The following is a 20,797-nucleotide window of genomic DNA, read 5'->3' on the forward strand; positions in this document are numbered from 1 at the left end:
GTCACCGGGTGCGGCGCGGTCCGCGCGAATATCAGGTGTGGGCGCGAGCACCGAACCAACGGGCCAGCGATTCCTCGAGGCCGTCCAGGTCGCCGCCGTCGGCAGCCCACGCCACACAGCCGTCGGGACGGACCGGAATCGCCGAAAGCTCGCGCGGCTGAGCGGCTTTCGCGGTGACGACCCGCAGCCGCCCGGACCATCCCGCGGCGCGGGATCGCAAGTCGCCGGAATCGACGAGGTCGAGCAGAATGCCCTCCGCGCCGGTGAAATACTCACCGAGGCGGGTGCCGTCGGCCAATTCGATGTCGGGAGCGACCGATCCGACGAGCGAGTGCCCCCCGCCGATGTCGTAGCGATGCCGAACACCGGAGATGTTCTTGAACACGCCGGTCGCGCCGTCGCGCGAGGCGAGCAGTTCGGCGGCGACGGCGCGCAGGGCACGGCTGCGGATATCGGTGCGCATCAAAGCGACCTGCGCGCGCGTCCAATCCAGCACCCACGCGCCGATGGGATGGCGTTCGGCGGTGTAGGTGTCGAGCAGACCGCCGGGCGCCCATCCGCGCACTTCGGCGGCCAGTTTCCAGCCGAGATTCACCGCGTCGCCGATACCGAGGTTCAGGCCCTGACCTCCGAAAGGTGAGTGCACATGCGCGGCGTCACCGGCGAGCAGCACCCGACCCTTGCGGTAATCGGGGACCTGGCGGGTGTTGTCGGTGAAACGGGTGGCCGAATGCACGGCGGTGACGACCACCGGGACTCCGCTCACGGCACGGATGCTCTGCTGCAATTCGGCCGCCGTCACCGGGGTCTCCCGGTCGGCGGGCGGGCCGTCCAGTTCGACGGTGAGCACGCGGCCGGGCATCGGTCCATAGGCGTAGATACCGGTCTCGGTGGCATTCCAGCTCATTCGAAGGTTCTCGGCTCCGGTCATGTCCACGATCGCCTGATGGCCGGTGATCTCCGGGTCGAGGCCGGGGAACTCGAACCCGGCGAGCTTGCGGACCGTGCTGCGCCCGCCGTCACAGCCGACCAGCCAGCCGGTGCGCACCCTGCGGTCACCGTAATCGACGGTGACACCCGCGCCGTCGTCGGACACCCCGATGACCTCCACCCCGCGCCGGACCTCCACGCCGAGTTCGGCAGCGCGGCCACCCAGGATCGCCTCGACGGACTGCTGGGCCACCAGGAAGACCTCGGCGGCCGGACCGACCTCGGCGAATTCCGGATCGTCGAAGCCGACGGCGTCCGAATTCAGCATGATGCCCGCGAAGTGACCCACCGCAGGCCGCCGCCCCCGGTCGATCGGCGGCATGCCGCCATCGCGACGGAACTGCGCGAACCGGGCGAATGCGGCGTCCTGCTCGGCGCGCAGCTGCGGCAGCAGCCCGCGCCGGTACATGGCCTGAGCGGTGGGCACATTGATCGCCCCCGCTTTGATCGTGCGGTCCGGCTCGGCGAGGCGCTCCACCATCAGCACATCCACCCCCGCAAGCCGCAGCTCACAAGCCAGCATGAGCCCGACCGGCCCGGCGCCGACCACCACCACTTCACGTGTCTCGTTCATACGAAACACGCTGCGGCGAAAGCATTGCCCGGCACTTGCACCGGCTTGCACGCCGCTTGCACGGAGTCGTCACCGCCGGAGTCGACAGACACTCGAAGCGCCCGCTGGATATTCCCCGCTGGGTGAGACCCGCCTTGTCACAGCTGGGGAGAGAATGGCGGACGTTTGCGCTGGTCATGCGAGAATCGTGGACATGGGCTCCCCCTACGACCCGTTGCAGGCGGATCCCTGGGGGCGGGCACGATACGGTCTGCTCGCACTACCGGCCAAGGTACTCGGGGCGGATCCGACCCCGCAGGCGTCTTCGGCGGTCGCCGATACCCGCAAACAGATCGAGAGTCTGATCGCCCCACCACAAGCCTCCGCCACGCTGCGGAAAGTCATCGAATTCACCCGAAACGCTTTCGATCTCATGGTCGACCAACTCGGTAACGGACACCCCGAGGACATTCCGGACCTGATCGTCCTGCTCGATAAGGCCGACTTGTACGACGTGGCCAACGAGTCCATCGTCACCACGCAGTACAACGAGAAGTCCGGAAAGCTGGCCCGCCTCGCCGACGATCTGAAAGCCCAAGCCACGGGGATATCCGGCAAGGTGGGCGACGTGGCGAAGGACAACATCGCGTTGATCGGAACGATCAGAGACGAGGCGGCACGTCTCGCACCGGTGCTGCAAGCTGCCACGGTGGCGGTCTCGGCGCGCTCGAAGAAATTGTCGCCGACCGAGGAGAAGTCACTCCTGACCGAAATCGTCGCGACACTCGTGCGGGTGGAGACGAAATTCGCCGCGGTCGCCGGGCACAATGCCGACCGGGCCGGGACAACGGGCCCGCTGACGCTGGAACAACTGGAGCGGATCTTCCCCGGCACATCCCGCGCGAAATTGCAGGAGTACCTGCCCTACCTCGACCAGGCGATGCGCGACTTCGGGATCGACACGCCGAAGCGGGAAGCCGCGTTCCTAGCCCAGATCGGGGTGGAAACCGACGACCTGAAAACGCTCGAGGAATACGGTGACGACGAATACTTCAACCGCCTCTACGGGCCCGGCTCCGGCGTCGGCCGAAGCTTGGGCAACAACAAGCCCGGCGACGGCGCCCGCTTCCACGGCCGTGGCGCGTTGCAGTTGACCGGTCGCAACAACTACCAGGAGGCGGGCGAGGCCCTCGGTGTCGATCTCGTCGGCGATCACAAGCTGGCCGCGGATCCGAAGTACGCCTTCGCAACCGCCGGGTGGTTCTGGGACGCCAAGAATTTGAACGACCGGGCCGACGAATCGGATGTCGGCGCGATCACCAGATCGATCAACGGAGGTTCAAATGGCGCTTCGGAGCGCAAGGAGAACTACGACCGTGCCCGCAAGGTACTCGACGCGGAATGAACCCGAATTGTTCGCCACGCATCCGCGGCCCCGGTGAACTCGGCGATGGATCTCCGTTCGGCGGTCAGAGCGCTCCACGAGTCTGTGCGCGGTCCCGAGCGTCTTCTGACCGTCCCCGGCGCCTACGATCCGGTCATGGCGGAGATCAGGAGTGAGCGGCGGGACAAGGTCGCGGTCATCACCGTGCACGACCCGGATCGGCGGAACGCGTTGACACCGGCGCTGTCCGAACAACTGGCCGCCGCGGTGGCCGAGGCCGAGCGCGATACCGGCGTGCACGCGGTGCTCGTCACCGGAACCCCGCCCGCATTCTGCGCCGGAGCCGATCTGAGCGCGCTCGGTGCGGCACGCGAGGAGGGGCTGCGGGTGATCTACGACGGATTCCTCGCGGTCGCGCGCTGCGCACTGCCCACCATCGCGGTGGTCGGCGGCGCCGCCGTCGGCGCGGGACTCAATCTGGCGCTGGCCGCGGATGTCAGGGTCGCCGGTCCTCGCGCGCGGTTCGACGCGCGATTCCTGCGGCTGGGCCTTCATCCCGGCGGCGGGATGACCTGGATGCTGCAACGCGCCGTCGGACCGCAACGGGCCGCCGCGATGACGCTGTTCGGGGAGATCCTCGACGCCCAGGCGGCGCTGAGCGCAGGATTGGCGCACCGGGTGATCGACGGCGATCACGACGCGCTGCTCGCCCGAGCGATCGACTTCGCCGCCGGCGCGGCCGAAGCGCCGCGCGATCTGCTCATCACCACCAAACGCACCATGCGCCACACCGCGAATCTCGACGCCCACGCCGATGCCGTCGACGCCGAGATCGTGCCGCAGGTCGCCTCCCTCGACTCCCCGGAATTCGCCGCGCGCCTGGCCGCGAAGCAGGCCGAGATCGGCGGATCGAGATGAACGGCGGCGGCGCGGTGTGGGCGGAGGTCGTCGAAGCGGGACGGAAACGGTTTGGCGTTTCCGGCGGCGGGTAGCCGCTCCGAGACCGCATAGGAAGCGCACGACTCTGCGGCCGATGGTTCGTATCCGGATCGCAGGGGCCTTTCGTGTGTGCCGGGTGCCTTGCGACCGCGGAGAGCGAGAGGAGGGCCCTATGCACTACATCGATGACACCAAACACCTGCTCAGCGATCTCGTGGGACGGGTGATCGAGTCGGCGACCAGCTACTCGGGCAGTCAGACCGTGACCATCGCCCGGCCACGAGCCGAGGTCGAGCAGTTCTGGCGCGACCCGACGAGCCTGTCCGAGGTACTGGGCGACGTCGCCGAGGTCAGATCTCCGGCTCCGTCGACCTACGAGTGGAGGCTGTACGCGGGCGCCGACGGACACACGACCTGGAAGACCACACTGCGCGAGGAGGACGGACACTTCCGGTTCGTCGGCTCCGCCGACCAGGACGCAGGCCAGGGTCTCGAAATCGAACTCACCTTCCGGGAAGCACCGCGGAATCTCGGGACCGAAGTGACGATGCGAGCCCGGACCCCGCTGCCCGACCTGCTGACCGGCGCGGGCATGTTCACCGCGCTCTACCGAGCCCGAGCCCGGCTGCAGACCGGCGAAATGCCCACCCTGGCCCACAATCCGAGCGCCCGCTCTTCCGCTCGGTGAACAGGAGGAGACATGCACGCGCTCTGCTGGAACGGCGTCAACGAACTCGCCGTGGAAACCGTCCCCGATCCGGTTCTGGTCAATCCGCACGATGTCATCGTCCAGGTCCGCCTGACCACCACCTGCGGGTCCGATCTGCACTTCATCGACGGATATCTGCCGGGAATGCGGGAAGGCGACGTCTTCGGACACGAGTTCATGGGCGAGGTCGTAGAAACCGGAGCCGAAGTCACCTCGATCGCCGTGGGTGACCGTGTCGTGGTCCCGTCCTTCATCGGATGCGCATCGTGCTGGTATTGCGACCACGAACTGTATTCCCTTTGCGATACCACCAATCCGAACAGCGCTCTGCAACAACCGCTTTTCGGCTACCCAACGGGCGGAATCTACGGTTACACCCATCCCTTCGGGGGTTATCAGGGTTCCCATGCGCAATATGTCCGTGTTCCCTTCGGCGACACCAACTGTTTCCGGATACCGGACGGCATCACCGACGAACAAGCATTGTTCCTGTCCGATGCCGTGCCGACGGGACTGATGGGCGCCGAATTCTGCGACATCCACCCAGGCGACACCGTCGCGGTATGGGGCAGCGGCGGCGTCGGATTGATGGCCGGGCACACGGCACGCCTGCTCGACGCCGAGCGGATCTTCGTCATCGACCGCCTTCCCGAGCGGTTGCGCGTGGCGGAAGAGCAGTTCGGCGCGGAAACCATCGACTACACCGCCGTCGACAGCGTCCACGAGATCCTGCGCGAAAGTACCGGTGGCCGCGGGCCCGACGCCTGCATCGAGGCCGTCGGGATGGAAGGACACGGCACCGGACTCCAGCAACTCTACGATCGGGCCAAACAGTTGCTCCGGCTGGAATCGGATCGGGCGACACCGCTGCGGGAAGCGATTCTCGCGTGCCGGAAAGGCGGCATCGTCTCGGTGCTCGGCGTATACGGTCTCACCGACAAATTCCCCATGGGCGTCGTGACGAACAAGGGTCTCACCATCCGCACGGCACAGCAATACGGCCAGCGGTTCGTACCCCGCATGTTCGATTACATCCAACAGGGCGATCTCGACCCCTCCTACCTGATCACCCACGACATGCCGCTCGACGACGCGGTATACGGCTACGACATCTTCAAGCACAAAAAGGAAGGCTGCATCCGCTCCGTTTTCCGGCCCTGAGCGGGCCCATGGGGCCGCAGCGCCGAGATAGCTCGCTGGTTGCCCATCCGATCCGGTAGCCGGATCATCCGCGCCTCGTCGGCTCGATCGAATCGCCGCAAACGCCCACGTGCTCTGCGCGGCAGTGGGTACGCTGCCCGACGAGCCCTCCGGGGCGGCCTCCGCGCGGCACGTACCGCGCAACTTCCGAACAAACTCTTGACTCGTTCCAGAAAAGGGACGAGACTTCCGAGCATGCCAACGGCCTCGGAGTTCCAGCAGATGCTGCGAGGCGTTTCGCTACGTGTGACCCGCCCGCGGGTCGCGGTGCTCAGCGCGGTCCACGACCACCCGCACGCCGACACGGAGTCGATCATCCGCGCTGTTCGATCCGCGCTGCCCGAGGTGTCCCACCAAACGGTCTACGACTCCTTGAACGCACTCACCGCCACCGGCCTGGTCCGGCGTATCCAGCCGTCCGGGTCCGTCGCCCGCTACGAATCGCGGGTCGGCGACAACCACCATCACGTCGTATGCCGAGGATGCGGGGTGATCGCCGATGTCGACTGCGCCATCGGCGAGGCCCCGTGTCTGACCGCGTCCGATGACAGCGGGTTCTCGATCGATGAAGCCGAGGTCATCTACTGGGGCCTGTGCCCCGATTGTGTGGAATCACAGGCTTCCCGATCACATTCGTGATCGCAGCCCACATCACTCATTCAGGAAGGAATGCTGTGTCATCCGATAGCCGCCCGCCCAATCCTGACACCAAGACCCACAGCGCGAGCGAGAGCGAGAACCCGGCGATCCCGTCGCCCACCGCGAAGACGGACCACCGCCCCCGCAGCAACAAGGACTGGTGGCCGGAGCAGATCGATGTCTCGGTGCTGCACGCCCATACGTCCAAGTCCAACCCGCTCGGAGAGGACTTCAACTACCCAGAAGAATTCAAGAAGCTCGACGTCGACGCCCTCAAGGCCGACGTCGCGGCGGTCCTGACCAATTCGCAGGACTGGTGGCCCGCCGACTACGGCCACTACGGCGGCCTGTTCATCCGGATGAGCTGGCACGCCGCGGGCACCTACCGCATCTCCGACGGCCGCGGCGGCGGCGGTCAGGGCGCGCAGCGTTTCGCGCCGCTGAACAGCTGGCCGGACAACGCCAACCTGGACAAGGCGCGCCGGCTGCTGTGGCCGGTCAAGCAGAAGTACGGCAGCAAGATCTCGTGGGCCGACCTGCTGGTGTTCGCGGGCAACGTGGCCCTCGAGTCGATGGGGTTCAAGACCTTCGGCTTCGGCTTCGGCCGTCCGGACATCTGGGAGGCGGAGGAGGTCTTCTGGGGTCCGGAGGACACCTGGCTCGGCGACGAGCGCTACAGCGGTGACCGCGAGCTGGCCAACCCGCTCGGCGCCGTCCAGATGGGCCTGATCTATGTGAATCCCGAAGGGCCCAACGGTCAGCCGGATCCCGTGGCCGCCGCGCGCGACATCCGCGAGACATTCGGCCGCATGGCGATGAACGACGAGGAGACCGCCGCGCTGATCGTCGGCGGCCACAGCTTCGGCAAGACCCACGGCGCGGGCGATGCCGGCCTGGTCGGCGCCGAACCGGAAGGCGCTCCCCTCGAACAGCAGGGCCTGGGCTGGAAGAGCGCCTACGGCACCGGCAAGGGCAAGGACGCCATCACCAGCGGCCTGGAGGTCGTCTGGACCGCCACCCCGACCAAGTGGGGCAACGGCTTCCTGCAGAACCTGTACGGCTACGAATGGGAGCTGACCAAGAGCCCCGCCGGGGCCTGGCAGTGGAAGCCGAAGGACGGTGCGGGCGAGGGCGCGATCCCGGATCCGTTCGGCGGGCCCGCGCGTACGCCGACCATGCTGACCACGGACCTGTCGCTGCGCGAAGACCCGATCTATCGGGAGATCACCCGGCGCTGGCTCGATCACCCCGAGGAGCTGGCCGAGGCGTTCGCCAAGGCGTGGTACAAGCTCCTGCACCGCGACATGGGCCCGATCAGCCGCTACCTCGGCCCCTGGGTTCCCGAGCCGCAGCTGTGGCAGGATCCCGTTCCCGCCGTCGATCACGAGTTGATCGACGAGCAGGACATCGCGGAGCTGAAGAGCAAGGTGCTCGAGTCCGGCCTGTCGGTCGCGCAGCTGGTCAAGACCGCCTGGGCCTCGGCAGCCAGCTACCGCAGCACCGACAAGCGCGGTGGCGCCAACGGTGCCCGGATCCGGCTCGAGCCGCAGAAGAACTGGGAAGTCAACGAGCCGGACGAGCTGGCCAAGGTGCTGCCGGTGCTCGAGCAGATCCAGCAGAACTTCAACGGTTCGGCCTCCGGCGGCAAGAAGGTCTCGCTCGCCGACCTGATCATCCTGGCCGGGTCCGCGGCGATCGAGAAGGCCGCCAAGGACGCGGGCCACGATGTCACGGTGCCGTTCGCACCCGGACGGACGGACGCCACCCAGGAGAACACCGACGTCGAGTCGTTCGCGGTGCTAGAACCGCGGGCCGACGGGTTCCGCAACTACACGCGGACCGGCGAGAAGGCTCCGCTGGAGCGCCTGCTGCTCGACCGGGCGTACATGCTGGACGTGACGGCTCCGGAGCTGACGGTGCTCATCGGTGGTCTGCGCGCTCTGGGCGCCAACTACGGCGGCACCGACCACGGTGTGTTCACCGACCGGCCGGGCGTGCTGACGAACGACTTCTTCGTCAACCTGCTCGACCAGAACACCGAGTGGAAGGCGTCGGAGTCGGCGGAGAACGTCTACGAAGGCTTCGACCGCGCCTCCGGTGCGGCGAAGTGGACGGCGACGGCCAACGACCTCGTCTTCGGATCGCACTCCGTGCTGCGGGCGGTGGCCGAGGTGTACGCGCAGGACGACGCGAAGGCGAAGTTCGTCGACGACTTCGTCGCGGCGTGGGTCAAGGTGGTCGAAAACGACCGGTTCGATCTCGCCTGATCGATATTCGACGATCCGGGCCGGTTCTTCGGGGCCGGCCTGGATCGTCTCGTCACCCGCCGTCCGATGGACCGTCGAGCGCAACGAATTCCGTTCCGCGCACCCACGATTCGCGGTCCTATAGCGATTGCGCGACCTCGTCGTCCTGGCGGCGCCCGGTGGTCATGTACAGGGTGCGGCGGCCCACCTCGACGGCGTGGTCGCCGAAGCGTTCGTAATAGCGGCCGAGCAGAGTGACGTCGACCGCGGCCGCGGTGCCGTTGTCCCATCCTTCGGCCAGGATCGCCGCCAGCAGCGCGCGGTGTAGATCGTCCATGGTGTCGTCGCGAGCGTCGATGTCCGCGGCGTCGCCGGGGTCGGCGGTGGTCAGCACACCGACCGCGGCGTCGGCGAGGTCGACGGCCGCCGCACCCATATGGGTCACCAGATCTCGCACCGGTTCGGGGACCACGTCGGCGGGATGCCTGCGTCTGGCGGCGTCGGCGATGTGCTCGGTCAGCGCGCTCATCCGGGTGAGGTCATCGACCAATTGCAGCGCCGTCACCACCTGCCGCAGTTCTCCCGCGACGGGAGCTTCGAGGGCGAGAAGGGTGACCGCGGCGTGCTCGGCGTCCTCGCGCATCGCGGCGGTTTCGGCGCAGTAGTCGATGGTGCGTTCGGCCAGCTCCAGATCCGCGCCGAGAAGGGCGTCGGTGGCCATCGCGATGGCCTCCCGATTGCGCACGCACATCGCTCGCAAGTGGTCGGCGAGCTGCTCGAGGTGATCGTGGAAGCGGGTGCGCACCCCTCCATCATCGCGCGCATCCCGCCGGCGCGCTGCGGGTCCGCGATCGCGCACCGGTCGACTGCCGGAACCTGAGTTAACATCGTGGTTTGCCTGAGAAAGCTGTTCGTCGGCCGCGCCGCTGCCGGTCGGGCTGGAAGGGGCCGGTGTGGATCTGCCATCAGCGGGGCCGTTGACGGCGCGGACCGGTACCGCCGCGACGTGGTGGTCGTGTTGCGCCGCCGGGATGTCGATGCCGTGGCGCACGCTGCAGCCGCGACGTCGCGACACGGAGTTGCTCGACACGCTCACCGACGCGGGATTGCCCCCGGCGCGAGCCAGGGTCCGGCTGACCGCGCTCATCCATGGTGTGCGGCCCGCTCCGGCCTACGGGGTGATCGAAGGAGCGTTGCGGCCGCCCTCGGTAGCGATCGCTATGACCAGTTTTCTGGTCGAACACCCACAGGCTCGTTTCGTGGTCGATCCGGCGATGTGCGCCGACGTACACGCCCGGGTCCTGCCGCAGCTGCGCCGCCCGTATCGCGATCTCGTCGCTCCACGTAAATCGCTTGTCGGCCTAGCTGATTCGCTCGCGATGTCCGCTGTCCCCGTGGACGCACTCGACTTCGCGATCGCGACGCACATCCACTGGGACCACGTGGCCGGACTGCTCGACCTGCCGGCATCCCTCGCGTTGCGGGTGACCACGGCCGAATTGGAATGGGCGACGAACCCCGAGACGGCCCCCATGGGCGTCGCGGAGTCGCTCGGCTCACGACCGACGCCGTCCTTCGACCTCGACGCGCCTCCCGTACTCACCTTTTCCCGCAGCCACGACCTCTTCGGCGACGGCTCGGTACTGGCGGTGGACCTCTCCGGGCACACCCCTGGCAGCATCGGGCTCGTTCTCGCGGTAGCGGACGGGGGCACCGTGCTGTTGGCGGGCGACGCCGTCTGGCGGCGGGAGCAGATCCCGCTGCTGCGCGAGAAACCCCCGCTGCCAGGGCTTCTCGTCGACCACGACCGATCCGCCGCCTTCGCAGCGATCCACCGCCTGCACCGCCTGCCCGCGGACGTCGAGGTCATTCCCACCCACGACCACACCGCGGCGAAAAGATGGGCGCATCGATAACCGCGCGGCCGTCCGCTGCCCCGGCGGGCTCGATCGGCGCCGCGCCGGTCACCGTGCGGTGTACCTCGGTCATCTCCTGACGCGATCGATGAGGGCGGCCGGCAGCGAGCTCATGATCGAGGCTCATATCCCGGCCACAGGAAACTCCACCAGTATTTCTTCGCCCAGTCGAGCAGCCAGCTCACGCCGGTTGCTGATCCGCGGTCTCCGAACCCGCCCGATCACACGCCGAGGACGGGGCCAAGGTCCCTCGGCAAGTGTCGGTTCGACTCTGTGCGCGGTCTTTCACGCCGCATAGCGTCCGTGGTACCCGCGTTCGGCGAGGCGCGGTGCGGAGGAGCCAGCCATGCGCGCACGAGTCGTCTACGAATCGATGTTCGGCAACACCGCGGCGGTCGCGGAAGCCATCGCGGAAGGGCTGCGCGAGCACGCCGACGTCGAAGTCGTGCCGGTGGCCGCGGCCGCCGAAGTGCCCGCTCCGAAGGTGCATCTGCTCGTGGTCGGCGGACCGACCCGCACCTTCCGGCTCAGCCGTCGGCGTACCCGCCGCGACGCCGCCAAGCGAACCGATGCGCCGATCGCCGACATCGGTGTCCGGGAGTGGCTCGAAGCGGCACTGCCCGTTCCGCGGGGGCACACCGCCATCGCCTTCGCCACCAAGCCGGCCGGTCAGTCGTGGCTACCCGGATCGACCGCACGCGGCATCGGAAAACGACTACGGCGTTTGGGCTATTCCCTCGCCGACGACCCGATGGATTTCCTCCTCGAAGACTCGACCGGCCCGCCCGGGCCAGGAGAGCTGGAACGCGCCCGTGCCTGGGCCGCGCGCATCGCCCACACCGAACTGGACCGGATCTCGCACCCGGATTGCCGGCACCGGAACGACGCACGAGATCAACGACTCGACCAATGGGCACCTCCGGCTGACGACCGCGGGCGAGCGGTGCCGCCGCACGGGCGGAAGAGCCGGTGATCATCACTCGCTCACCGAGTTCATCGGCAGCCGGACCGTCGCTCCCGCCTCGAGCCGCGCGGTCTGGTCCCGGCAGGTGACCTCGATCGGCGGCGACGCGCCGGGATCCGAGCCGATCTCGACGCCATCGCCGCTGACGCGCACGGTCAGCCGATGGCCGCGGTAGATCATCGGAAACGACAAGGCGCCCAAGGACTCCGGCCAATACGGGCAGAACACCAGGCGGTCGCGGCGCAGTTCCATACCGGTGAAACACCGTTGCAGCAGATCGACGCTGCCCGCCATCGCGGCGAGATGAATCCCCTCCGCGGTGGTTCCGCCCTGGATATCGGCGACGTCGGAGCCGAGCACCAGATCGAAGAACTCCACGACGCGCTCCCGGTTGGCCCGCGCCAGCACCCACGAATGCACCAGCGCGCTGAGCGTCGAGCCGTGCGACGTGCGCGACAGGTAGTAGTCGATGGTCCGCGGAATCATCTCGCCGGGCAGTTCGTATCCGAGATGTCCCAGCAGTTCCCGGAGTTCGTCGGCCGACAGTAGATAGAACAGCATCAGGACATCGGCCTGTTTGGCGGCCCGATAGCGGTTCACATCGTCGCCCTCGGCCTCGAGTAGCCGGTCCAGCCGCTGGATGTTGCCGTATCGACGACGGTAGTGATCCCAATCGAGTTCGGCCAGTCGCTCGTATCCCTCGAACTGGCTGATGACTCCGTCGTGGAACGGGACGTACATTCGCCGAGCGACAACGGACCAGTGCTCCGATTCCGACGGTCGCACCGACAGCTTCTCCAGCAGCTCCGATCGTTCGCGCGGTGCCAGCAGGGCGAGCGCGTCGATCGCCCGCAGGATCACCCAGGCCGCCATCACATTGGTATAGGCGTTGTTGTCGATACCGGCCTCCGGCGCGTCCGGATAGCCGGAATGGAACTCGTCCGGGCCGATCACGCCACGGATGGTGTAGCGGTCGCGCTCGGCGTCGTAGCGCGCCAGGCTCGACCAGAAACGAGCGATCTCCACCAGCAACTCCGCGCCGCATTCGACGAGGAACTCCAGGTCGCCGGTGGCCTGGTAGTACTGCCAGACGTTGTAGGCGATCGCGATCCCGATGTGGTGCGCACGGCGGCTGGGATCCGGATTCCAGCGTCTCGACAGCGGATTCAGATGCATCCGCTGGCTTTCTTCACGGCCGTCACTGCCGGACTGCCACGGGAACATCGCCCCGGCGAGTCCCGCTTCCGCAGCCGCTCGCCTGGCCTCGGGCAGACGGCGATAGCGGTACCGCAGCAGAGAACGGGTCAGCTCGGGAAACCGCGGATTCAGCACGGGAAAGACGAACAGCTCGTCCCAGAACACATGACCGCGATAGGCCTCACCGTGCAGGCCGCGCGCGGGCACGCCCACATCCATGCTCGTGGTGTTCGGTGACAAGGTCTGTATCAGGTGCAACAGGTGCAGGCGCACGATGCGCGTCGCGTCCTGGGCACCGTCCAGGTCGATCCGCAGCCGCGCCCATAGATGCTCCCACGCCACCGCGTGTCCCTCGAACAGATCCGCGTAGCTGTCGACGGCGTCGACCCAGCGCGCGGCTTCCTCGTCGGGTCCCGCCGTGGCCGGGTCACGTCCGGTGAACACGGCGACGACCTTCTCCACGGTCACCGCGTCCCCGCTGGTGACCGGCAGCGTGAAATCGTGCCCGATCAGGCCGTCCTCGTGGATCGCTTCGCATGCCGGGTCGATGGGCTCCCCGCCGCGTCGCAGACCGCTGCGCGTCGCGACGGCCACCGGCGTTCTCGAGGCGCCGGTCCGCGCCGAGAGCAGCACCGATCTCGCGGACAGGTGTACGGCGTGTTCGGTCACCAGATGGGTGTCGGACAGATCCCAATACCGCTGCACCAACTGATTGCGCACGGATCCATCGATCGCCGAGCGGATGGTCAGTTCGCCCGACCAGTTTTCGGCGGTGATCGTCGTCGCCATCGCGCCCGAGTGCGGACGATGCATGGCGGCGAACCGGCGTTGGTTCACCGCGGTGATCCGACCCGACGGATCGCGAAAACGGAACCGCCGCACGAGTTCGGCGCGGCGCAGATCCAGCTGCTGCCGGTAATCCAGCAAATCCGCGGTATCGATGTCGAACCAGGGGCCGCGTTCGATCCGGAAGGTCAGCGGGAGCCAATTCGGCAGATTGACCAGACTTTCGTTGTCGACCACGTGGCCGGTTATCGTGTCGGAGAGCCGGTTGTACACCCCGCCCACATAAGTACCCGGGTAGTGGACCGCTCCCGCCCCGCATTCCGGTGCCGCACCGCGGGTGGCGAAATAACCGTTGCCGACCGTGCACAGTGACTCCCGAAGCTTCTCTCGGGCCGGGTCGTATCCATCGAAGTCGAGTGTCCACGACTCCGGCGCGGCCGTGACGGTACCGGGTCGCAGCCTGCGGGCCAGCCGATCGAGGAAGTCGCGGACCCGATGCGGCCCGTCGATCGCGTACCGGGCGGCGGTGTGCCTGTCGCCGGTCTCCCCGTGGCGCACCACGATGGCGAGCCCATCCGCTTCGACGGCATCGAACGCGTCCTCGTCGGTCAGATCGTCGCCGAGATAGACCGGCAGCACCGGGACGGTGAGATGGTCGAGAATCCACCGCACCGCGGCGCCCTTGTCCCAGTCCACATCCGGGCGCAGCTCGGCGACACGCCTGCCGTGGGTGACGCGCAAACCCGCCGTGTGCCCTGCCGCGTGCACCGCGGCGACCACTCCCCCGACGTGTTCCGCCGTGACGTTGCGGTAGTGAACGGCGACCGCGAACCGCTTGTGCTCCACCAGGATTCCGGGAACATCCCGCAGGCGACGCCGAAGTTCACCGGCCGCCGCGGCGAGCGCCTCCTCGGCGCCGGGTGCGGCGTCGTGCACGTGCCCGGCGCCGTCCGGGGCCACCAGATCGAAGCCGTGACTGCCCGCGTACCAGATTCCGCCGACGCCGACGCGGGCACGCAAATCGGCGAGATCGCGTCCGCTGACGACCGCGACGGGGCACTCCGCTGCCAGCTTCCGCAATGCGGCCGCCACGCCCGCGACCGGTTCGGCGGCATTCGGATCGGGGACGATATCCGCGACGGTGCCGTCGAAGTCGAGCAGCACCGCGACTTTCTCGGTGCTCAGACGGTCGGCTATCCGCGGCCAGCCCTCCTCGACGTCCGGCAGCTCCGACATCCGCCGGAAGCCCCCGCGCAACCGCACCCGAGCGAGGTCATCGACGACGACGTCGGCTCCCCGCGCCAGCAGCCCATCCGCGTTCGCCCGCCGATCGACACCGATGACCAGCGCGAAGCCCCCACTGCGACCGGCGGCGACGCCCGCCTCGGCATCCTCGACCACAACCGTCCGGTCCGGTCCGGCCCCGAGTCGGCGCGCGGCCTCGAGCAACATCGCCGGATCGGGCTTCCCCGCCAGGCCCAATTCCTCGGCATCGTTCCCGTCCACCCGCACCGTGAACAGGTCCGCGACACCGGCGGCCGTGAGCACCTGCGCGCAATGCCGGCTGGCGGAGAAGATGCCCGTGCCGATGCCCGCGGCCGTCAGACGACGAACGAGGTCGACGGTCGACGGGAACACCCGGACACCGTCACGTGCGACGCGCTCGCGGAACAGGTGATCCTTGCGGTTTCCGAGCCCACATACGGTTTCGGCCGTCTCCGGATCGGCGGCGGTGCCCCAGGGCAACGCGATACCTCGCGCCGCGAGGAAGTCCGCGACGCCTCGATAGCGTGGCTTGCCGTCGACGAAGCGAAGGTAGTCGGTTTCGGTGAACGGCGACCGGTCCTGTCCGGCACCGGCGGGACGCCGGGTGAGGAAGTCGTCGAACAATTCCGTCCACGCCGCGGCGTGCATCGACGCGCTGTCGGTCACCACCCCGTCCATGTCGAAGATCACCGCGTCGTGGCGGCGCGAATCGATCCGCGGCGTCGCCCGCACACCGTTGCCCACGACTTCAAGCCTGACCGAGCCGCCGGTGTCCCGTCCAGGGACGAAAGTCCGCAACAACCGCCTGACGTGGGGGCCACCAGCGACGAGATCCGGGACCAACGACTGTTTTCCCATCGGCGTGGGAGACCTACCGTCGGCCATATGAACGAGCTACCCACCGGAGAAACCATCGAGAAGGCCGTCCTCCTCGCCGGCCGGGCGCCGTCGCTGCACAACAGCCAGCCCTGGCACTGGACGTTCGACGGCCAAGCGCTGCGGCTGTTCGCGGTACCCGAACGCCGCCTCCCGGCGACCGACACCACCGGTCGTCAGATGCTGATCAGCTGCGGTGTCGCGCTGGGCCATCTCCGCGCGGCCATGTCCGCTGCCGGTTGGCGCACCCTCGTCGCCCATTTCCCCAACCCGAATCGTCGCAATCATCTCGCCACCATGACGTTCCACCGGGCGCATTTCGTGACCGACGCCGACCGCGCCCGCGCCGACGCCATCCTGCGCAGGCACACCGACCGGCTGCCGTTCGCGGCACCGCCCGGATGGCCCGATTTCGAAACCGTGCTGCGCAGCACGTTCGATCCCGCCGACGCCACGCTGAACGTCCTGCACGACGACAGCCGCCCCACGTTGGCCCGCGCCTCGGAGATGACCGCGTCGCTGCGCCGCTACGACCCGGATTACCACGCCGAATTGCAATGGTGGACGGGGCACGTCGTCGCCGACGCCGGTGTCCCCAAGGAGTCGCTGATCTCCGAGCAGGAACGGCAGCGGGTGAGCGTGGGCCGCAAGTTCCCCACTGTCTCCGGTGACCGGCGCGGTGAGGTCGCCGACGACCATTCGGTGATCCTGGTCCTCTCCACCGACAGCGACACCCCCGACGACGTGGTGCACTGCGGTGAGGTGCTGTCCACGGTGCTGCTGGAGTGCACCCTCGCGGGGTACGCGACCTGTCCGCTGACCCACCTGACCGAAGTCCCGCAGAGCCGCGCGCTGGTCCGCACGCTGACCGGCGGTTTCGGCTTGCCGCAGGTGCTGGTCCGGGTCGGCTCGGCACCCGAATCCGCGCAGGACGCTCCACTGACGCCGCGCCGTCCACTCTCGGAGATCCTCGAGATGTCCGGTCCGCAGGGCGAGGTGGACTGAGGCCACATCGATATCGGGACGTTAGCCCCCGCTCTACGGGCAGCAGTACCCTCCCCTCGCACCCGCCCCCCGAGCAGGCTGTGTGCTATGTCACTCCGTCGTATATCTCCACGTCCATCCGACGGAACTCCGGACCCGGACTCGGTGCCGCTGGCGGTTCCCGCGGTGGTGCTCGCTTCGATCATGCTGATCGGGATGCTCGTGGCGCTCGTCCTGTTGCTGCCCGATTGGGCGCGCGACTACGGCGCGGACCTGGTGTATCTGGCGGTGTTGATCTACGCCGGTCTCGCGCTGCGGCTGTTGTGGTGGGGCGTGACGGTCCTGCGTGCCGGTGTGGCGGACATCGAGAAGTAGAACGCCGCGGGAAGGTTACGGCGGCCTCGCACCGGCCCGGCGGGCGACGGTGACCAAGGACCCTGCGTCGCGGGCGGAACGCCCGTATCCGCTCCGGACGATCCCGCGAAGACTCGAACCATGACCGCGAACGACGAAGCACCCGCCATTTCGGTACCCGAGCATCGGGTGATGCTGGCTGCGTTGCGGCTGGCCACCCGGGCGCCGTCGGTGCACAACACCCAGCCGTGGCGGTGGGTGTTCGACGGAACCCGCCTGCACCTCTACACCGACGCCGACCGGCTGCTGCCCTCGACCGACCCGCACGGCCGCCAGCTGGTGATCAGCTGCGGAGCCGTCCTGCATCACGCGCGAACCGCCTTCGCCGACCAAGGCTGGCACACCGACACGGTGCGCGTGCCGGATCGGCAGCGACCCGACCATCTCGCCGTGATCGAATTCCGGCCGTGGACCGACCCGCCGGAGGGGATCCACACCCGAGCACGCGTCATCGACCGGCGCCGCACCGACCGGCTGCCGATGCTCGAACCGCAGGGCTTCGCAGGCCTGCTGCCCCGGCTGCGGATGCTCACCTCCCCGCACGAGGTGGAACTCGACGTCTTGGACGACAGCGCCCGGCCTCGGCTCGCCGCCGCTTCGGAACAGATCGGTGCGCTGCGCCGCCAGGACTTGCTGTATCAGACCGAATTGGAATGGTGGGCCGGGCATTCGGAGACGCTCGAAGGCGTGCCGGCCTCCGCGCTGGTGTCCGACGCGGAATTCGCCCGGGTCGGAGTCGGGCGCGCGTTCCCCCCGGCGCCGCGTTCGATGCGACGGGCCCGGCTCGACGATCGCGCGCGGCTGGTTCTGCTCGGCACCGACGGGGATTCGGTGACACGCTGGCTACGCACCGGCGAGGCGCTGTCGGCCGTGCTGCTGGAATGCACCGCCGCGGGTCTGGCGACCTGCGCGCTCACCCATGTCACCGAACTGCCGACGACCCGGGGACTGCTCGCCGGCCTGGTTCCCCGTCCGGCGACACCTCAGGTGCTGCTCCGTGTCGGCACCGCGCCCGACGACGCCGACATGGTCCCGCCGACTCCCCGGCGCCCGGTCACCGACGTCTTCACCGTCACCGGCTCCCGCTGAGCCCACCGACACCCGAAGGGCGGCGGCCCGCGCCCACGGCACGACGAATCGAGGAGGACGCGGTGGAATACCGGATCGCCCTGGTCGAGTCCGCACCGGAAACGGTGCTGCGGATGGCACGCAGGCTTCGTCCCGACCCAGGTTTGCTCGGCGAGGACATCGCGGAGGGAATGCGGGAAGTGACCCGCGTCGTGCAGCAGGCCGGTTTGGTCGCCAGCGGCGCGCCGACGATCACCTTCCGCGACGACACACTCCAAGGCGAAGCGGCCGCGGTGGAATTCGGCGTCGCGGTGGAGCCCGCACCCAACCTCGGGCCCAGTTCCGGCGCGCAAGTGGTCGTCCTGCCGGGAACTCTCGTCGCTCGCACCTGCCACCGCGGCAGCTACCGCGACCTCGCCGCCGCGTATCAGGCGCTCCAGGAATGGCTGCGCGACAGCGGCTACCGGCCGATCGGTCCCCCCACCGAGGCCTACCTCATCGGCCCGGACGAGGTCACCGACGCCCGGCGTCTGCTCACCGAGATCCGGTTGCCGGTTGCCCCCGCCGCCACCGTCGCGGTGCACCTCGACGCACCCTTCGAGGAGGCGGTGCGCAGGACCAGGGATGCCTTGCGCGGTGCGGAACTGGCGGTGATCGCCGAAGTCGACCTACAGGCCACGCTGCGCGAGACGATCGGCGAACAGATCGAGAACTATCTGCTGCTGGGCGTCTGCGACCCCCAGCTGACCTACCGGGCGCTGTCGGCCGACCGCCACGCCGGGGCGATGTTCTCGTGCGGTCTCGTGGTGCGCTCGACCGACACCGGCGCACAGGTCGAGGTCGCCGATCCGGAACTGCTGGTCTGCGTCACCGCGCAGCCGGGGCTGCGGTCCGTCGCGGGCGAGCTACGGCGGCGGCTCGCCGCCGCATTGGCGATCCTCCGCGACTCGTCGCCCGCGCGGACGTGATCACGTCGCGTCCACGGCGATCCGGCATTCGGGGTGACCATGGTCCCGTCAGTGCGGGTAGGAGTCCTCTCACCGGCCCCGGCTCGGACGAGCAGTCTCGTGGATATCGCACCTCGACGACCACGATTTCATCCGTGAAAGGCACACGTCATGAGCTACCACCGCGACCCCCTCGCACCCGCGGTGCACACCGCGCACGAGTGGCTGCGCACTCTGACCGACGAACTCGCCACCGAAGACCGGGCATTCGCGCACCGCGCACTGCGCGCCTGGCTGCACACGGTGCGTGACCGCATCGGTGTCAACGCGGCCGCGCACCTGAGCGCCCAGCTGCCCGAACTGCTGCGCGGGATCTTCTACGAGGGCTGGGTGCCCGCGCACGTTCCCTTCCCGCACGACGTGCCCTCCTTCCTCGATCAGTTCGCATTGGAAGCAGGCGTCTCCCGAGACGAGGCCTACGCTCTCGCGGGTGCGGTAACCGACGCGCTGGCCGATCTGTTCTCGCCCGGCCAGCTCGATCACGTGTTCGCGCTGTTGCCCGAAGATCTGCGGGCCGTCCTGCGCGGAGCCGACCTCGCGGGCACTTTGCAGCAGGACGCCACCCCGGTCACGCGACCGGAATCGTCTCGTCTCGACGAGTTGGATGGCCGGCTACGTGCACTCACCGACGCGGTGGCGGTGCTCGCCCGCAGCCTGGAAGGTCTTTCCGGCGGCGAACCGCCCGACAGCGCGCAGGTCTCCGCCGCGCAGCAAGCCCACCGGATCCTGATCGCCGAAGGCCTCACCCGCTCGGAGGCGCCGACCTGATCGCTGCCGGGCAGCTCCACGACCGGCCCTACCGAATACTTCCCAGCGCGGTGCGTCGCACCGCGAATGACATGCCTGCGCGGCGAGTCCCGTCGCCGCGCAGGAAGGGACTTTTGGCCCGTACCGAGCGGCCTGCCCGATGCGTAGTGTCGACCCCACCCCCGCTCCCGGATTGGACACTCGATGATCACGGTGTTTCTGGTCGACGACCATGAGATCGTCCGCCGCGGCCTCGCCGACCTGCTTTCCGACGACCCGGAACTCACCGTGATCGGCGAAGCAGGCGACGTCGCCCAGGCCCTCGCCCGCATTCCCGCACTCCGGCCGGACGTCGCCGTTCTCGACGTGCGCCTGCCCGATGGCAACGGGATCGAACTCTGCCGTGACCTGCTGTCCAAGCTCGACGATCTGCGCTGCTTGATCCTGACCTCGTTCACCGACGAACAGGCGATGCTGGACGCGATCCTGGCCGGAGCCAGCGGCTACGTCGTCAAGGACATCAAGGGCATGGAGCTGGCCAAAGCCATCAAGGAAGTCGGCGCGGGCCGCTCCCTGCTCGACAACCGCGCCGCCGCCGCCTTGATGCAACGACTACGCGCCAACACCCACCACGACGGCCCCCTGGCCGGACTCACCGATCAGGAACGCAAACTGCTCGACCTCCTCGGTGAAGGACTGACCAACCGCCAGATCGCTCAGCGCATGTTCCTCGCCGAGAAGACGGTGAAGAACTACGTATCCCGCCTGCTCGCCAAACTCGGCCTGGAACGGCGCACCCAGGCCGCGGTCTACGCCTCCAAACTCCGGTCCCGGCCGTCCGGCTCCACCATCGACTCCTGACCGGTGGCGTGTCCATATCCACTCGGCGGTGGCGTTCATTTCCGGAACCGG

General features: G+C 68.3%; 17 protein-coding genes. 14 read left to right on the plus strand and 3 right to left on the minus strand.

The genetic code is table 11. From position 1 onward, the window contains the following. Positions 1–31: 31 nt before the first annotated feature. Complete coding sequence (locus tag ABZW96_RS30815) at positions 32–1,564, minus strand: FAD-dependent monooxygenase (protein ID WP_355079382.1); 1,533 nt, start codon at positions 1,562–1,564, stop codon at positions 32–34. A gap of 193 nt (positions 1,565–1,757) precedes the next feature. On the opposite strand from ABZW96_RS30815, the gene ABZW96_RS30820 reads away from it, so the two are divergent. From ABZW96_RS30820 to katG, 6 genes are all read left to right on the plus strand, one after another. Then, complete coding sequence (locus tag ABZW96_RS30820; RefSeq protein WP_355079384.1) at positions 1,758–2,948, plus strand: glycoside hydrolase family 19 protein; 1,191 nt, start codon at positions 1,758–1,760, stop codon at positions 2,946–2,948. Positions 2,949–3,083: 135 nt separating this feature from the next. After that, a complete protein-coding gene (locus tag ABZW96_RS30825) occupies positions 3,084–3,845 on the plus strand; it encodes an enoyl-CoA hydratase (RefSeq protein WP_355079386.1) in 762 nt (253 codons plus the stop codon). 193 nt (positions 3,846–4,038) lie between these two features. After that, positions 4,039–4,554: an SRPBCC family protein gene (locus ABZW96_RS30830; protein WP_355079388.1), complete on the plus strand. Its 516-nt coding sequence runs from the start codon at positions 4,039–4,041 to the stop codon at positions 4,552–4,554. Positions 4,555–4,566: 12 nt separating this feature from the next. Then, positions 4,567–5,736: a zinc-dependent alcohol dehydrogenase gene (locus ABZW96_RS30835; RefSeq protein WP_355079390.1), complete on the plus strand. Its 1,170-nt coding sequence runs from the start codon at positions 4,567–4,569 to the stop codon at positions 5,734–5,736. A 234-nt stretch (positions 5,737–5,970) separates the two neighbouring features. Then, positions 5,971–6,414 carry a Fur family transcriptional regulator gene (locus ABZW96_RS30840; protein ID WP_355079392.1) on the plus strand — a complete coding sequence of 148 codons (444 nt, stop codon included), beginning with the start codon at positions 5,971–5,973 and terminating at the stop codon, positions 6,412–6,414. 35 nt (positions 6,415–6,449) lie between these two features. After that, complete coding sequence (gene katG, locus ABZW96_RS30845; protein ID WP_355079394.1) at positions 6,450–8,681, plus strand: catalase/peroxidase HPI; 2,232 nt, start codon at positions 6,450–6,452, stop codon at positions 8,679–8,681. A 118-nt stretch (positions 8,682–8,799) separates the two neighbouring features. On the opposite strand, the gene phoU is transcribed toward katG, so the two are convergent. Next, positions 8,800–9,465 carry a phosphate signaling complex protein PhoU gene (gene phoU, locus ABZW96_RS30850; RefSeq protein WP_355079396.1) on the minus strand — a complete coding sequence of 222 codons (666 nt, stop codon included), beginning with the start codon at positions 9,463–9,465 and terminating at the stop codon, positions 8,800–8,802. Positions 9,466–9,613: 148 nt separating this feature from the next. Here phoU and ABZW96_RS30855 point away from each other — a divergent pair, with 148 nt between their 5' ends. Next, complete coding sequence (locus ABZW96_RS30855) at positions 9,614–10,576, plus strand: MBL fold metallo-hydrolase (protein ID WP_355079398.1); 963 nt, start codon at positions 9,614–9,616, stop codon at positions 10,574–10,576. Between the two features lie 346 nt (positions 10,577–10,922). Next, positions 10,923–11,549: a flavodoxin family protein gene (locus ABZW96_RS30860; RefSeq protein ID WP_355079400.1), complete on the plus strand. Its 627-nt coding sequence runs from the start codon at positions 10,923–10,925 to the stop codon at positions 11,547–11,549. A gap of 3 nt (positions 11,550–11,552) precedes the next feature. Here ABZW96_RS30860 and otsB read toward each other — a convergent pair whose 3' ends face one another. Continuing rightward, a complete protein-coding gene (otsB, locus tag ABZW96_RS30865) occupies positions 11,553–15,533 on the minus strand; it encodes a trehalose-phosphatase (RefSeq protein ID WP_355079402.1) in 3,981 nt (1,326 codons plus the stop codon). A 141-nt stretch (positions 15,534–15,674) separates the two neighbouring features. On the opposite strand from otsB, the gene ABZW96_RS30870 reads away from it, so the two are divergent. The 6 genes from ABZW96_RS30870 to ABZW96_RS30895 all read left to right on the plus strand — a co-directional run bounded on the left by ABZW96_RS30870 (position 15,675) and on the right by ABZW96_RS30895 (position 20,746). Further along, positions 15,675–16,670: an NAD(P)H nitroreductase gene (locus tag ABZW96_RS30870; protein ID WP_355079404.1), complete on the plus strand. Its 996-nt coding sequence runs from the start codon at positions 15,675–15,677 to the stop codon at positions 16,668–16,670. Positions 16,671–16,757: 87 nt separating this feature from the next. Further along, complete coding sequence (locus ABZW96_RS30875; protein ID WP_355079406.1) at positions 16,758–17,024, plus strand: hypothetical protein; 267 nt, start codon at positions 16,758–16,760, stop codon at positions 17,022–17,024. Positions 17,025–17,144: 120 nt separating this feature from the next. Next, on the plus strand, positions 17,145–18,152 hold the full coding sequence (locus ABZW96_RS30880) for a hypothetical protein (protein WP_355079408.1): 1,008 nt from the start codon (positions 17,145–17,147) through the stop codon (positions 18,150–18,152). Between the two features lie 62 nt (positions 18,153–18,214). Then, positions 18,215–19,099 carry a GyrI-like domain-containing protein gene (locus ABZW96_RS30885; protein WP_355079409.1) on the plus strand — a complete coding sequence of 295 codons (885 nt, stop codon included), beginning with the start codon at positions 18,215–18,217 and terminating at the stop codon, positions 19,097–19,099. 150 nt (positions 19,100–19,249) lie between these two features. Beyond that, positions 19,250–19,906, plus strand: coding sequence for a DUF2267 domain-containing protein (locus ABZW96_RS30890; protein ID WP_355079411.1), 657 nt, complete (start codon positions 19,250–19,252; stop codon positions 19,904–19,906). A 183-nt stretch (positions 19,907–20,089) separates the two neighbouring features. Then, the gene (locus ABZW96_RS30895) at positions 20,090–20,746 is read left to right on the plus strand and encodes a response regulator transcription factor (protein WP_355079413.1); all 657 of its coding nucleotides are present in this window, start codon (positions 20,090–20,092) and stop codon (positions 20,744–20,746) included. The last annotated feature ends 51 nt before the right edge of the window (positions 20,747–20,797 follow it).

Source organism: Nocardia sp. NPDC004168, from assembly GCF_040610355.1.
Classification (GTDB): Bacteria; Actinomycetota; Actinomycetes; order Mycobacteriales; family Mycobacteriaceae; genus Nocardia; species Nocardia sichangensis.

What these genes read in the sequence shown, in the direction of transcription:
- ABZW96_RS30815 (WP_355079382.1), bottom strand. Translation starts at nt 1,564, where the DNA reads ATGAACGAGACACGTGAAGTGGTGGTGGTCGGCGCCGGGCCGGTCGGG.
- ABZW96_RS30820 (WP_355079384.1), top strand. Translation starts at nt 1,758, where the DNA reads ATGGGCTCCCCCTACGACCCGTTGCAGGCGGATCCCTGGGGGCGGGCA.
- ABZW96_RS30825 (WP_355079386.1), top strand. Translation starts at nt 3,084, where the DNA reads ATGGCGGAGATCAGGAGTGAGCGGCGGGACAAGGTCGCGGTCATCACC.
- ABZW96_RS30830 (WP_355079388.1), top strand. Translation starts at nt 4,039, where the DNA reads ATGCACTACATCGATGACACCAAACACCTGCTCAGCGATCTCGTGGGA.
- ABZW96_RS30835 (WP_355079390.1), top strand. Translation starts at nt 4,567, where the DNA reads ATGCACGCGCTCTGCTGGAACGGCGTCAACGAACTCGCCGTGGAAACC.
- ABZW96_RS30840 (WP_355079392.1), top strand. Translation starts at nt 5,971, where the DNA reads ATGCCAACGGCCTCGGAGTTCCAGCAGATGCTGCGAGGCGTTTCGCTA.
- ABZW96_RS30860 (WP_355079400.1), top strand. Translation starts at nt 10,923, where the DNA reads ATGCGCGCACGAGTCGTCTACGAATCGATGTTCGGCAACACCGCGGCG.
- ABZW96_RS30870 (WP_355079404.1), top strand. Translation starts at nt 15,675, where the DNA reads ATGAACGAGCTACCCACCGGAGAAACCATCGAGAAGGCCGTCCTCCTC.
- ABZW96_RS30875 (WP_355079406.1), top strand. Translation starts at nt 16,758, where the DNA reads ATGTCACTCCGTCGTATATCTCCACGTCCATCCGACGGAACTCCGGAC.
- ABZW96_RS30880 (WP_355079408.1), top strand. Translation starts at nt 17,145, where the DNA reads ATGACCGCGAACGACGAAGCACCCGCCATTTCGGTACCCGAGCATCGG.
- ABZW96_RS30890 (WP_355079411.1), top strand. Translation starts at nt 19,250, where the DNA reads ATGAGCTACCACCGCGACCCCCTCGCACCCGCGGTGCACACCGCGCAC.
- ABZW96_RS30895 (WP_355079413.1), top strand. Translation starts at nt 20,090, where the DNA reads ATGATCACGGTGTTTCTGGTCGACGACCATGAGATCGTCCGCCGCGGC.